Origin of the sequence: Paenibacillus oceani, assembly GCF_014705615.1 — a bacterium.
Taxonomy (GTDB): Bacteria; Bacillota; Bacilli; order Paenibacillales; family NBRC-103111; genus Paenibacillus_AB; species Paenibacillus_AB oceani.
In genome coordinates this window covers 1-13,281 of record NZ_JACXJA010000046.1, presented here as the reverse complement: position 1 = coordinate 13,281, position 13,281 = coordinate 1, and the positions used below count along the sequence as shown (strand labels likewise).

The 13,281-nt window shown below is 52.4% G+C and carries 12 protein-coding genes; 10 read left to right on the top strand and 2 right to left on the bottom strand.

The window, feature by feature from the left end; all coding sequences use genetic code 11:
• Window positions 1-108 precede the first annotated feature (108 nt).
• Window positions 109-1,074 (top strand): MraY family glycosyltransferase, encoded by a 966-nt coding sequence (locus tag IDH45_RS27345; protein ID WP_190931375.1) that lies wholly within the window; start codon window positions 109-111, stop codon window positions 1,072-1,074.
• A 136-nt stretch (window positions 1,075-1,210) separates the two neighbouring features.
• Here the strand turns inward: IDH45_RS27345 and IDH45_RS27340 are convergent, their stop codons facing one another.
• Complete coding sequence (locus IDH45_RS27340) at window positions 1,211-2,029, bottom strand: helix-turn-helix domain-containing protein (RefSeq protein WP_190931327.1); 819 nt, start codon at window positions 2,027-2,029, stop codon at window positions 1,211-1,213.
• Window positions 2,030-2,453: 424 nt separating this feature from the next.
• On the opposite strand from IDH45_RS27340, the gene IDH45_RS27335 reads away from it, so the two are divergent.
• The 5 genes from IDH45_RS27335 to IDH45_RS27315 all read left to right on the top strand — a co-directional run bounded on the left by IDH45_RS27335 (window position 2,454) and on the right by IDH45_RS27315 (window position 8,420).
• Window positions 2,454-3,752: an ABC transporter substrate-binding protein gene (locus IDH45_RS27335; RefSeq protein WP_190931326.1), complete on the top strand. Its 1,299-nt coding sequence runs from the start codon at window positions 2,454-2,456 to the stop codon at window positions 3,750-3,752.
• Between the two features lie 93 nt (window positions 3,753-3,845).
• Window positions 3,846-5,867 carry a hypothetical protein gene (locus IDH45_RS27330; protein ID WP_190931325.1) on the top strand — a complete coding sequence of 674 codons (2,022 nt, stop codon included), beginning with the start codon at window positions 3,846-3,848 and terminating at the stop codon, window positions 5,865-5,867.
• A gap of 145 nt (window positions 5,868-6,012) precedes the next feature.
• Window positions 6,013-6,696, top strand: a complete 684-nt coding sequence (locus IDH45_RS27325) for a cyclase family protein (RefSeq protein ID WP_190931324.1) — start codon at window positions 6,013-6,015, stop codon at window positions 6,694-6,696.
• A gap of 5 nt (window positions 6,697-6,701) precedes the next feature.
• The gene (locus tag IDH45_RS27320; RefSeq protein ID WP_190931323.1) at window positions 6,702-7,550 is read left to right on the top strand and encodes an AAC(3) family N-acetyltransferase; all 849 of its coding nucleotides are present in this window, start codon (window positions 6,702-6,704) and stop codon (window positions 7,548-7,550) included.
• 27 nt (window positions 7,551-7,577) lie between these two features.
• Window positions 7,578-8,420: a hypothetical protein gene (locus IDH45_RS27315; RefSeq protein ID WP_190931322.1), complete on the top strand. Its 843-nt coding sequence runs from the start codon at window positions 7,578-7,580 to the stop codon at window positions 8,418-8,420.
• Between the two features lie 287 nt (window positions 8,421-8,707).
• On the opposite strand, the gene IDH45_RS27310 is transcribed toward IDH45_RS27315, so the two are convergent.
• Window positions 8,708-9,421 carry a response regulator transcription factor gene (locus tag IDH45_RS27310; protein ID WP_190931321.1) on the bottom strand — a complete coding sequence of 238 codons (714 nt, stop codon included), beginning with the start codon at window positions 9,419-9,421 and terminating at the stop codon, window positions 8,708-8,710.
• 214 nt (window positions 9,422-9,635) lie between these two features.
• Between IDH45_RS27310 and trmL the strand changes: the two genes are divergently transcribed.
• From trmL to hisS, 4 genes are all read left to right on the top strand, one after another.
• A complete protein-coding gene (gene trmL / locus IDH45_RS27305) occupies window positions 9,636-10,103 on the top strand; it encodes a tRNA (uridine(34)/cytosine(34)/5-carboxymethylaminomethyluridine(34)-2'-O)-methyltransferase TrmL (protein WP_190931320.1) in 468 nt (155 codons plus the stop codon).
• Between the two features lie 104 nt (window positions 10,104-10,207).
• Window positions 10,208-10,456, top strand: a complete 249-nt coding sequence (locus tag IDH45_RS27300) for an AbrB/MazE/SpoVT family DNA-binding domain-containing protein (protein ID WP_190931319.1) — start codon at window positions 10,208-10,210, stop codon at window positions 10,454-10,456.
• Between the two features lie 331 nt (window positions 10,457-10,787).
• Window positions 10,788-11,261: a hypothetical protein gene (locus tag IDH45_RS27295; protein WP_190931318.1), complete on the top strand. Its 474-nt coding sequence runs from the start codon at window positions 10,788-10,790 to the stop codon at window positions 11,259-11,261.
• Window positions 11,262-11,545: 284 nt separating this feature from the next.
• Entirely contained in the window at window positions 11,546-12,838 is a 1,293-nt protein-coding gene (gene hisS / locus IDH45_RS27290) for a histidine--tRNA ligase (RefSeq protein WP_190931317.1), read from the top strand.
• Window positions 12,839-13,281 lie beyond the last annotated feature (443 nt).

Sequence of the window (13,281 nt, the reverse complement as noted above, 5' to 3'; positions counted from 1 at the left end):
TGTTCATCCGGTTTAGCCGTCTGGCTTCGGACCGGCAGGCCCGGCACTCTGGAAGGCAGCCGGAGAGTCCGGGCTATAGGGGAAACAGGGTACTGAAATCCGGGAGGGATTGTCATTTATTACTTACTTGCCTTTATCGTTGCATTCGCGATCGTGTACGTCTTGATTCCGCCGCTGCGCAAACTGGCGTTCCGGATCGATTTTGTGGACAAGCCCCGGGAAGACAGCGAACGGAAAATACATCGGGAGCCGATTCCGCTCACGGCGGGCATCGCCATTTTTATCGGCTTCGCCGTCGCCTTCCTGCTGTTCGTCCGCGAGGAGCCGGGACAGACGACCGCCATCCTGGTCGGAGCTTTCATGGTGCTGATCATCGGTACGATCGACGATTGGTACAAGACACACCGCAAAGAGTTTCCGGCGATGCCGAAATTTCTCGTGCAGGTGGCAGCCGCTTATCTGGTCTACGAATCCGGCATTGTCTTTTATGGATTTACGAATCCGTTTACCGGGCAGGAGGTCCTGCTGCCGGGTTGGCTGCAGCTCGTTCTGACGGTGACGTGGATATTCGGCGTTACGACGGTGATCAATTTCTCGGACGGGATGGACGGTCTGGCCGGGGGCTTATCGGCCATATCGGGGGGCACGCTATTCATCGTAGCGCTGGCCAAAGGCCAGTCCAGCTCGGCGATGATCGCGATGATCGTCGTGGCGATTGCGATCGCCTACCTTCGTTACAACAAGCCGCCGGCCAAAGTGTTTATGGGCGATGCCGGTGCGACGTTGTTCGGCTTTATACTCGCCGTCGTCGCTCTCGACGGGGCGTTCAAACAGGCGACGGTGCTGTCGCTGTTCATCCCGATTTTGGCGCTGGGCGTGCCGATCTTCGACAATCTGTTCGTCGTCTTCCGGCGGATGCGCCAAGGCAAGCCGATCTATCAGGCTGACGCCAGCCAGGCGCATTACAGGCTGTTGTCGACCGGCATGAAGCCCAAGCAGGTCGTCGCGTTTCTGTGGCTCGTCAACGTCTGCTTCAGCATGATGTCGATCATTTTGCTGCTGCTGAACGTATAGCCGATCCGTGCAAAATATTAAACAAGCGGCATCCCAAGGACAGTCCGCTTGTTTACCTGATCATTAGTTTCATTTTTCGGGATGGGAGCAGGGCTTCCATCCCGTTTTAGTTTTCTAAGCAGGATTCCCGCCCGTTTTATATGTGATGGCTTTGCCGGTATTGGGAAGGGCTGATGTTCATTTTTTGGGAAAAGACACGGCTTAAGTACAGCCCGTTTTCATAACCGCACTGGCTCGCAATTTCATTCAACGTCAGTTGGGTTTCCAGCAGCAGCGTCCGCACCTTGCATAACCGTAAGCTGGTGATGTAGTCGGTCGGCGACGAGCCGTACACCGCTTTGAAGCGTCGCGTAAACTGCACGGCACTAAGACCGAGCTCGCTGGATATCGATTTGAGCGACAAGCGTCCCATCGCATGATGGCGCAGCAGTTGCTCCGCGCGCTTCATCAGCGGGTCGATTGCCTGCTCCCGCAAATCCCGCTGGGCGCAGTCCCACTCCCACGTATACAGCTGCCACAAGTCTTGCAGCAAAAAATCGCGCCGTTCCAATGCAAACGAATCGATTCGGTCAAGCAGTTTCTGAAAATGGAGATGAGTTGAGGCAAGCCGCTGCATATCTTGAATAATAAATTTTCCGACCGGATTGGGCATCAGCTGACGGTCCGAATCGATCCGCTCTCCTAGCGGGGAAAACCAGTTAAAGTTAACGAGCAGGAACGTCGAAGGCAATGTCATGTGACGACGAAATAGGGTGTGCGGCGGGCAAAGCAGCAGGTCGTCCGGGCCGGCCACGCCTTCGTGCTTCCCGATTTGATACTGGAACTGCCCTTGCAGTACATAGAACAAAATCCACCAGGGAACATTGACCGAGTGATGCTGAAACGTTTCCTTCTGCACCCATTCCGCCAGAAGAACTAGTTGGGGTCTTAATTGCGCCGGTGTATACGGTTCCATTTTCAAGTCGACTCCTCATACAACCGTCTATTGCGCCTCATTATATCGCCTTGTGAAGGGTGAAATCAAGTGTATGGGCAGTGCATCATTCCTGTATAGGAAAAGGACAGGGGTTTCCTTTATGATGAATGTGTGCACATGGTAAGTGGGATCCCATACGAGCAAGTGAGAATGTCATGCAATAGAAGGAAATGTTGTCCCTATACGACGCTGCAGACGCAGCTGCGTATCGACGAGGGAGTTTCCGGGACTGCGGCATGATCGATGCTGCGCGCATCGTACGCTGGTGGTGTCGCATCAAGGTAACAAGCCCTTTTTGAAAGCGCTTCCTTATATGAAATTAATCCTTAATCCTATCGGATTATAAAATCCGTAGCGGATCACGAACGCTTGCCATTCATTTTCAAACAGGGGGATTTTTCGTATGAAACGATTTAAAGTACGCACAATTGCACTGTTCACTGCTGCAATGGCCGTTGTACTGTCCGGATGTGGCGGCAAAGAAGGCAGCGCCGTAGAAACGAAAGTCAATCAGCCGTCGCCGGTCACGCTTCGTATTGCCAGCCAAGCGGTCGGGACCTTGCTTGACGAAGAGTTTCAACAAGTTGTCGGGGAGCGTCTCCAGGCAAAATACCCACACATTACGCTCGAATATGTGCCGGACGCAAAGGGAACGACATTAAATGAACTGATGGCGTCCGGCAGTACGCCGGATTTGATTGTCACCTTTACAGGCGCCTTAGCGTCGTACCGGGATTTGGAGCTGGTGATCGACATGGAGCCGTTGTTCAAAGCGCGGAACATGTCCTTGAACCGCTTTGAAACTAACTACATTACAGACGTCCGCAATGCGTCGGACAAAAACGAATTGTACGGTTTGCCGATTAATGTCAACTACCATGCGCTGTATTACAATAAAGACATTTTTGATAAAGCCGGTGCCCCCTACCCGACCGATGGTATGTATTGGGATGACGTGCTGAAGCTGGCGAAAAAAGTGACACGCACCGATGGCGGCGTGCAGATCCGCGGTCTCGACCCGGGCTACACGATCATTTGGATGTCGCAGCCGCTTGGCGTAGCAGCGCTTGACGCGAACAATCAAGTGGTCATCAACAACGACAAGTGGAAACGCGTGTTCGAGTTGTCAAAGGAGATTTTCTCGATTCCAGGCAACGAGCTGCTTGCGGAATCGCCGAAGGATCAGTTTATGAAAAGCAAGAAGCTCGGCATGCTGCTTGATCTAAACATCCTCAACCAGCTCGTTGCAGCCGAAAAGGATGGGCTTAGCTGGGACGTAGCGCAGTATCCGAGCTATCCGGAAAAGCCGAACACGTACGGCAATGCAAGCGTATATACAGTCATTGCGACCAAAACGACAAAACATTTGCAAGATGCGGTCAGCGTTATCGAGACGATGAGCTCGGATGAGGTGCAGTTGGAATTGTCCAAGCGCGGTCGTCTGTCGCCGCTCGCCAGCGATGCGATCAAGCAGGCGCTCGGATCATCCAACCCCGGCTTGAAAGACAAACATTTACCAAGCATTTTCAAAAGCAAGCCCGTTCCATATCCGGTTGCCTCGCAATACCGCAGTCAGGGTGAAAGCATTGCCATCAACAAATTCAAAGAGTATTTGCAAGGGACGATCGACGTCAATCAGGCGCTGTCGCAAGCAGAGGAAGCAATCAAGCTGAAGCTGGCCGAGCTCCAAGGCGCTAAGTAATGTAAATCGATTCGATCCTCACGGTAAACCTATCAGCCCCCCTTCGATGCATCGAAAGGGGGAGTCATTTCAAGATCAGGGGTGAATGTCAAGATGGACGATCAAAGACTTGATAACGAAAAACAAAATCAGACAGCGGAACGAGGGGAATCAGAGAAACGTACACACGATAAATGGAGTCGGAGAGATTTGCTGGCGGCTATCGGCATAACGGGTGTTACTTTCGCGGCAACCGGCGGGGTTTCCCAGGCATTGGGTCAAGCTAATCCGGCAGCAACTGCAGCTTTATCCGTATACGGAAAAGGCGGGGGTAATCCCCATGAACAGATTGGAGATTTATCTTCCTTAAAAACGGCGGATAAGTCCAGTCTTGTCGGTGCGATCAATGAAACGTTTTTACAATTGGAAGCGGTTTCTACGGCGGGCGTCGATGAACCAGCGGCAATAACTCGAACGGCTGCAGATCTTGCTGAACTGATTGCGCTTGATGCTGAAGACGGTGATCGAGTATTTGTCCGCTCCATTGAAACATTTTATACGTATACACCCAGCACCGCGGAAGAAGAGAACGGTGTAACTGTGACTTCAAGTTGGGTAATGGATATCCAGCACGCTTATTATGCTTCGTGGTTTGCAACTCCACATATAGAGGAAGATCAAAAATCACAATTACGTACCGGATATGCGTACGCAGCGTCCAAGGGCAGACCCTTTGTCATCGATGCCGTATTCTACGGCGCAGTGGATTCGGGAGATACTTGCCTACTAAGCGTTTTATCTAATTCCGTTTTAAGTTTTACTGAGAACGGCTGGTTAAAATTATTAGGTTCATCCAATACCGTGTATCAGCTAATCAAAACGTATCGTGTAGAAAATGCCGTTGTAATTAACGCTAAAGTAGAGGGAGACCGACTGCGGCATTCAGGGACAACCGGCGAGTGGGGACATGGAATTCAAATTCTTGATTGTAAACATATTTATTTCCACAAACCTAGAATAGTGGATTGTTGGGGCGATGGGATAGACATCGGAAGACTGGCAAACGTTGTGGGCGGTTATGAGCCAACGAACGTAACGATCTTTGAACCCTACATTTCTGGCGCGAGACGTAACGGGATCTCATCTCGTTCATTTGTAAATGTATCCATCATTCGACCCTATATTGAAAAAGTTGGTGATTATGATGGTGTGAAAGGCACTTTTCCGAAAGCGGGAATTGATATAGAGCCCAATAATGCGTTAGGCGGAGAATTGCCGGAATGTATCAATCTGCTCATTGAATCCCCGACCATTCAAGATGTTTACGCAGGACTGTATTGCGTTAACTATCAAGAACGCAGATATGAAGTTCGTATTACAGGAACAATGAAACTATACAACACTACAAATACATGCTTAGGTTTTTTTAGCACTCAAACCGGGTCTACCGGGTTTGTAGATATTGACAATGTTATGGTCAGCGGCACGTTCTACATGGGTTTGCAAAACGGTTGGGTTAAAAGCGGATGCAGGTGCCGAATAAAAAATGTTGAGATTGCCAGATCCGTTACAGCATTCCCAATGCGTCATACTTATAACGGCACCGTTGGTAATGAAACAATCGGTGCATTTGAGGTTACTTTAAATGTTCATGAGAATTGCAATGCTATCTTGGCTTGGTATGCGGGCGATTTGCCGTATCGTCAAGAGTCGCGTTACTTATGCGCACCGAATTCAGAAAGAAAATTAAGCTTATACGCGGCAGGCTTGACCACACTTGCACAGTTTCCGTTTTTTGGTTCTACATTTAAACTAGACGGTGAGACCGTATTAGATCAATCATCACCAAAAATTACGGTTCGCGCGTGTTCAACTGTTCGATATAAAGCCACTACTGACATAGTGGCAGGTGAAATACGGACGGATCGGGACTTTTCTGTAAGAAAAGTTGTGTTTGACCCTGAATCCACTCATACAACGTATGGAGTCTCTGTGAATGGCTTGAACATAACACTCGATGGTGCTATTAAGACAATAGCATCAACAACGCAGCGCGGAGCCTCTATAACGTTCCGTAACATGGATGGCGCAGAAACCAAAATACTGGAGCTTGTGGGTGACTGGACTTTTAGTTAAAACGAATCGATTAGCGACTAGATAACCGACCTGCGCAGCTGTATGCTGAATAAAGACACGATATGTCTGTTGCAAGTGTCCCCGTTTGATGCCATCCTAGAGCAAGGACGGCGCTGCTGCGCCTAGAAGACAAGGGGGGCAAGCGATGAACGTGATCGATATTACCGGCGTCATCCAACAAGGGATGTGGAATTACGAGAAACCGTTTCCGGAATTCCGGATGCGGCCGCTGGACCGCGTCCCTTGGGTGGAGGCTGTCGTGTATGCGGAAGTGTTCGAAGGGCTTCATTCGCAAACCGGAACGTATCTGGAGACGCCAGCCCATTATTTTGGGGGAGAGAGCAGCTACTACGTCGCCGATATTCCCGTTGACAAGCTGGTGAACATGCGGTGTGTCGTGCTGATGCTGAACGAAGCGAAGCTGGACGTACCCGGCAGGCGTGTTGCGATCGATGCGGCCATGCTGGAGAAATGTGCGGGGAGCGAGCGGATTCGTCCCGGAGACGCGATTCTTGTCGGCACCGGCTGGGGCAAGTATTGGATGGACGATAGCTACCTGGAGCGTTCGCCTTACTTTACATACGATGCGATGAAATGGCTGATCGGCCAAAAGCCGTATTTGCTTGGATCGGATTTTCCGAGGTGGGACAACTTGGCCCAATCGGAGCAGTTTTTCGCGGAGTTTTACGAAGCGGATATTCTGATGCTCGCGCCATGCGTCAACCTCGAATCGGTAAGGCAGAGCGAGGTCCGGCTGACCGCGCTGCCGCTGAACATTCCGGGAACGAGCGCGGTTCCGTGCCGGGCGGTCATCACCCAAGGAGGTTAGCGGAGATGGTAAATAAAGAGGAGATGAAAACCGCGCTGGAGCTGATGGATATCCAGGCCGGAGATATCGTGCTCGTGCACAGTTCCTTGACCAGCATCGGTTATGTGGACGGCGGAGCCGAAGCCGTGATCGACGCTTTGCTGGAGACGGTAGGCGAAGAAGGAACGATCGTCATGTCGACGCTGACCGGCTGGTCCGAGCCGTTCGATGCGGCGAACACCCCGTCTGCGGTCGGGAAAATATCCGAAGGTTTCCGCAGACGGGCGGACGCGCACCGGAGCCTGCATCCCGTTCATTCGGTTGCCGCGGTCGGGAAACACGCCGAATGGATCACGTCCGGTCACGAACACTGCGAGACGGGCTGCGGACCGGGGACCCCTTATTACAAGATCCGCGATCTCGGCGGCAAGGTGATGATGCTCGGCGTCGATATGGACCGCAATACGATCATGCACTCCCTGGAGGAAGCGATCGATGCCCGCTATCTGCTGACCGTCGATATTCCCGCTCCTACCTATATGGAAGATTACAAGAACCAGACCGTAACCCTGAACAAATTTCCTCCGGGCCACCGGGACTTTCTGCGTCTCACTCCCGTCCTGAGGAAGCACGGCGCCTTGATCGAAGGCCGGATCGGCAACGCGGCCGTGCTCGTCATGGAGGTCCAAAACGTGTTCGAGATCGGGCTAAAGCTGCTTCGGGACGATCCGCTGTTTTTTATATGCCATAACCCGAACTGCAACTCGTGCCATTGGTCGAGACGGCTGTATTCGGAAGAGCCGGTTGATCTGTCCGTGTATAAGGAAAACGGCTGTGCCGACCGTACATGCGAAATATGTGTCGTTGCCAATTGACATCGATCGAAGAAAAGGGTGTGCGCCATGTTTAACTTTAGTATACTGGCGGCGGACAAGGCGGCAGCCGGTCTGGATCAGAAAATCCGGTTGTGCAGCGAGCTGCAAATTTCGAATATGGAGCTGAACGACAAGCTCGAAGGCAAATCGATCGCGGATTGGAACGGCGAAGAGGTCGAGTACGGCCGGAACCAATTGATTGCCAACCACAAAAAAATCGTGCTGCTGAACGGCAGCCGTCCGGTAACCGACTACGAGTACTATAAGAAACTGCTGGCGAAAGCGCTGCTTCTGCAAGTGGAGCATGTCAAGGTGACGATACGCGGCACAGGAGACGCGGCAGTGGAAGGGGCGAGAGCAGACGGTGGCGGAGAGGTTGGCGGGGAACCGTCTCGTCCGGCAGGATCGTCGGCGGAGCCCGGAGAGGCCGAGATCGAGGCGCTCCGCAAGCTGGTTACGGCAGCGAGGGTGCAGGGGATCGGGCTTGTCGTCGAAAACGATTCGTTGTCGTGCTTATCGGACGACCGCAAGCTGACCGCGCTGTACAATCGGATCAAGGACGAGAACACCGCGGTCGTCTATAACCCGCTGGAATTTGTCCGGGTGAAGGCTCATCCGTTTTTCCATGCGTTTTATAACAGCAAGCTGAAGGGGAAAATCCGGTTTTTGCGGATTAACGACGGATTATTCGCGGACGGGAGACCGGTGCTGCCCGGCGAAGGCAACGCCGAGGTAAAGGAACTCGCTTCGATTTTGCTGAAGCGTTCCTACAAAGGTTATTTCTCGTTTACTCCCTATATGCCGGATTCCGACCCCGCCGTGTACCGGAGCATGCTGGACCGTTTCCATAAAATGCTGATGGAGCTGTAGGCGGGGCGGGAACCCTGATTCTCTTCTTGATCGGCGATCCGTGCCGGCTTATTTCTGAGATCCTGGAGGCAGCATCGCTTCTCCTGTCCGGTGTAAATGGTCGTTTCTGAAAGCCCGCTCACGGGCAAGAGGGAAGTGAGAATAAGAGCGGTTTGCAGCTTTTATTTTGTCCGAATTCCACGTGGCAGGGGAAATAAGAGCGGTTTGAAAGTATAGAGGTTTGCACGCAAAAAAAACCGTCCGGACGCCGGACGGTTCTTCTTCATAAATTGGTTCGCTTGGAAGGATCAGGCTAACGATTCCTTGGCAACCGACTCGGTCAGCTTATAGCCGACATTGCGGATTGTGACGATATATTCGGGATTGCGGGCGTTTTTCTCGATTTTATCGCGCAGATGGCTGATGTGGACGTCGACAATCCGTGTGTCGCCGATGAAGTGGTAGTCCCATACGCCGTGAAGCAGCTGCTGGCGGCTCAATACTTTGCCCCGGTGCTTGCACAGAAACAGCAGCAGCTCGAATTCCTTCGGCGTCAGCTCGATCGGCGTATCGTGCAGCGTAACTTCCCGCTGATCCGGCTGAATCCGGATCGGTCCGATGTGCAGCGTCTCCATCTCGGCTGCAGGTAATGCGCTCGTCCGGCGGAAGATCGCCTGAATCCGCGATATAAGCTCTTGCGGGCTAAACGGCTTCGTCATATAGTCGTCCGCTCCGTTGTCGAGTCCTGCGATTTTGTCCGACAAATCCTGCAGCGCTGTCAACATGATAATCGGTACGAGGTTGTTTTGCTCGCGCAGCCTTTTGCATACTTCGATGCCGTTTGCTTTCGGCAGCATCAGATCGAGCACGATCAAATCGGGACGGAATTGCGGAATCACTTCAAAGACGGCTTCCCCGTCGAATACGCACAGCACTTCATAACCGACCAGCTTCAAATTAAAGTCGATAAGCATGGAGATCGAGGGCTCGTCGTCAACCACCAGTATTTTCTTCTTCGTCATCATCGTCTCCCTTTCTTGCAAGTTTTCAGTATGTATCTCCATTATCGCCCCGTTAGATCATGCCAAGATTAAGGATTCGTAAAATCAATGTAAAATTTGATGTGAGGACAATAAAATACACGCTTCAAATGATGGCTCACCCAGGTTTACTTTCGATCGTTTATTCATTAAAATAACCGTATGTTTTTGTAAATTCAGTGAGGTGACGGTAGTCTTGGCTTTTCATATTGTACTCGTCGAACCCGAAATTCCCGCGAATACAGGAAACATCTCCCGGACATGCGCCGCAACGGGGACGTCTTTGCACCTGATTCGGCCGCTCGGTTTTTTGACCGACGACAAAACGCTGAAGCGGGCGGGTCTCGATTATTGGCATTCGGTGGACATTCACTACTACGATTCGTTCGGGGAGCTTCAGGAGAAGCTCGGCAGCCGCCGCCGTTATTACTACGCCACGACGAAAGCGCAGCGGCTGTATACGGAGTTTGACTATAAGGACGGCGACGTCTTTGTCTTCGGCAAAGAAACGAAAGGACTGCCGCCGGAACTGATCGAAGCCAACGCCGAAACGTGCATGAGAATGCCGATGACGGACAGCGTCCGTTCGCTTAATTTGTCTAATGCCGCAGCGATCGTTTTATTCGAAGGATTGAGGCAGAACGCGTTTCTGGGACTGAAGTAAACGTTCTGTAAAGCGGGTACCAGAACTTTTTGTAAAAAGAAGGAATTTATCCTTGTTTGGCGAATCACTATTGATGAAAGCGGAATGAAGCGAGGTGAGACGAGATGAGACCGGCAGGCGTAGTACGGAAAGTAGACCAGTTGGGCCGAATCGTATTGCCCAAATCGTTAAGGAAAAGATACAAGATGAACGAAGGGGATCCAGTGGAAATACTGGTTTCCGGCGATCACATACTGCTCGAGCGCTACCGCCCGAAATGTGTGTTTTGCGGAGACATGAACGGAGTTACGGAGTACAGAGAGAAGCATATCTGCACCAACTGTATGCGAGAGATGATTCAAGTGCGACCGTAGCTAGTTTCCCGGCATAAGGATTCCGATTACCATAACCGATATGGGAGTCGTACAGATAGCATCACGGCAGAAGCCGTCGGTGCTTTTTTTCGTGTGAAGCCCGTCTGTCTCGTTATTCTGCCCGGCTGCGGAGGGCCGCATCAGATGGCCGGATACCGTGTCGGATTAATGCGATATCTGTCGGCACCGAAAAGGGGACGCAGTTCAAAAAGGACTGCGGACTCCTGGCTCTTTTCATCTAATTTTCACATAAATTAGGACTTTCTCCATGTGGAGAAAAAGGAAGGGGATGGTAAGATAGTCCATGTAAAGAAAAGGAGCTGACAACAAGATGAGAAATAAAATCTGGAAATCTGCCGGTATATCCATTATGGCCGCCATGCTGGCCGGTGCATGCAGCCCAACGGCTCTCACCGATCCAACTCCTAGCCAGCAAAGCCGTGAAACCTCGAAGCCAAGTTCGGTCCAGGCTTCTGGCAAGGAGAACATGCCGGAATATTTGCCGGCCGATTTCCCGCTTCCGAAAGATGCGGAAATCGAGACGTCCCATTCCGGGATTAACGACGGCAGAAAGTCCGCCTTGCTTGTATTCACGACTAAAGAAAGCATGAGCTCGGTTACGAAGCTGTACAAGGATTACTTCAAAACGCAAAACTTGGCTGACGCCGCTCAGACCATTGACGATAAAAATATAATCATTCAAGGTGAAAACAAGACGAAAAAGCAGTCCTGGTCGATGATCGGAGGCGTACTGGCTTCCAAGGACGGGGTCATTGAGCTGACCGTCACCTGGTCCGAGTTATAAAGCACGGCTGAACCGGCCTGCTTTTCGGGAATGACGGTTGCATATTGCGCCCCTTCACGATATAATGAGAACCATTCATTAGGAACATGAGGGAGGCGGACGCCATGGCTACAGCCTTGTTCGCACAACTTCATCATCACAAGAAGCGTTAGCACGCCCTAAGCTTGATTCCAGGGTGGGCTAACGCTGTTCGCGTTGGCCTCCCTGCGGCATACCGAGCGCGCAGGACCAAGAGGTCCGGCGCGTTTTTTTGTTCCTAAAAACGATGGAAGGAGTGCAGATTCATGCAAAATGTAAAAGGAACATTCGATTACCGCGGGGAGGAACAACGTCTGCGAAACCGGATTCGCAGCGTGCTGGAGGACCGTTTCGCCTTGTACGACTTCGAGCCGATGGAGACGGCGATCGTGAACGAGTGTTCGCTGCTGGCTTCGAAATATGCAGGCGGTGACGAGATTTTAAAGGAAATGTATACGTTGTCCGATCAAGGGGGCCGCGAGCTTGGATTACGCTACGACCTGACCGTTCCTTTCGCGAAATTCGTCGCGGGTAGTGCCGGCCTGGAACTGCCGTTCAAACGATACGAGATCGGCAAAGTATTCCGCGACGGGCCGGTAAAGCGCGGCAGACTGCGCGAGTTTGTGCAGTGCGACGCCGATATAGCCGGGATAACCGGCCCGGAAGCGGAAGCGGAGCTGATGCAGCTGGCCGCCGACGTATTTCGCGAGCTCGGGATTGCGATCGTGATCAAGTGGAACAACCGGCGGTTTCTGGGGGAACTGCTGGGAAGGTTGGGGGTTGGAGAGACCTGGATGCCCTCGGTCATGCTGACGCTCGACAAACTGGAGAAGATCGGTGCCGCAGGCGTCGAACAAGAGTTGGCGGATAAAGGGCTGGAGCCGGACGTGTACGGTCCGGTGGTGCGGCTGATTGAAGCGGAGCTTCCGGATTTTGAGGAGCTGGTAACGTTGTTCGGGCTGTCGGACAAGGAAGGAACGGCGGAGGTCCGCAGGCTCGGCTCGCTCCTCGAAGGAACCGGCTTGAACGGAATCTGCAAGTTCGACCCGTTTTTGTCGAGAGGATTGTCTTTCTATACCGGTACGGTGTACGAGTGCTTCATAGCAGACGGATCGTTTGGCTCCAGTCTAGCCAGCGGGGGCCGCTACGATGCGATTATCGGCAAGCTCGCCGGCAAGGAGCAGTTCAACTGCCCGGCGGTCGGTCTCTCCTTCGGCCTCGATTCGATTCTGGAATGCTGCCGGGGCCGGGTGCTGGAGCAGAGGATGGAACCGGTATGGCTCGTGCCGATCGGCGATACGATGGTCGAGACGCTCCGCGCTGCGTCGATGCTGCGGGACGCCGGAATATGGGCGAAGCTTGCGCCGTCCGGCCGGAAGCTGAAGCGGACGCTGGCTGCCGCCTCCGCGGAAGGGGCGCGTTACGTCATTTTGGTCGGAGAAGAGGAGGCAGCCGCGGGCCAAATGAAGCTGAAAGATATGCGTGCCGGTGAGGAGATGACTGCGTCGTTGCCGCAACTAGTATGCATGCTTGAAAAAACGGTATCGAAGCGAAAGTGAAACGCGGCTGAAGGGTTAGGGCCACCGCTGCCAGCTAAGTTTGGGAGTGGGGAGAACGACCTTAGCTAGGTGAAGCGGGGGGATTATGCTGGCTCTGGCTGCAGGTGGGGGATAGGAGCTGTTAGAGCCTCTTAATTAGAGCAGGAACGGCGATTTTGCGCAAATAGAGGTGGTTAGCAGCTCTTATTCGGGAGCCGGAGGGGGAAATGGAGGCGGAACGGCGGAAATAAGAGCCGCCAGCAGCTCTTAATTGGCGCGGAAACGGCGATTTTGCGCAAATAGAGGTGGTAGGCAGCTCTTATTCGGGAGCCGGAGGGGGAAAAGGAGGCGGAAGGGCGGAAATAAGAGCTGCCAGAGGTAACTACTTAGGTACAAAAAAGTGAAAGGTAAAGAAACTGGAATTAAAAGAGGAATTTACCTTGAAGAGACAAGGAGAGGGAAGA

Bases quoted from the DNA above. Each gene is read 5' to 3' on its own strand.
- IDH45_RS27340 (WP_190931327.1), bottom strand. From the start codon at position 2,029: ATGGAACCGTATACACCGGCGCAATTAAGACCCCAACTAGTTCTTCTG.
- IDH45_RS27335 (WP_190931326.1), top strand. From the start codon at position 2,454: ATGAAACGATTTAAAGTACGCACAATTGCACTGTTCACTGCTGCAATG.
- IDH45_RS27330 (WP_190931325.1), top strand. From the start codon at position 3,846: ATGGACGATCAAAGACTTGATAACGAAAAACAAAATCAGACAGCGGAA.
- IDH45_RS27325 (WP_190931324.1), top strand. From the start codon at position 6,013: ATGAACGTGATCGATATTACCGGCGTCATCCAACAAGGGATGTGGAAT.
- IDH45_RS27320 (WP_190931323.1), top strand. From the start codon at position 6,702: ATGGTAAATAAAGAGGAGATGAAAACCGCGCTGGAGCTGATGGATATC.
- IDH45_RS27315 (WP_190931322.1), top strand. From the start codon at position 7,578: ATGTTTAACTTTAGTATACTGGCGGCGGACAAGGCGGCAGCCGGTCTG.
- IDH45_RS27310 (WP_190931321.1), bottom strand. From the start codon at position 9,421: ATGACGAAGAAGAAAATACTGGTGGTTGACGACGAGCCCTCGATCTCC.
- IDH45_RS27300 (WP_190931319.1), top strand. From the start codon at position 10,208: ATGAGACCGGCAGGCGTAGTACGGAAAGTAGACCAGTTGGGCCGAATC.
- IDH45_RS27295 (WP_190931318.1), top strand. From the start codon at position 10,788: ATGAGAAATAAAATCTGGAAATCTGCCGGTATATCCATTATGGCCGCC.
- hisS (WP_190931317.1), top strand. From the start codon at position 11,546: ATGCAAAATGTAAAAGGAACATTCGATTACCGCGGGGAGGAACAACGT.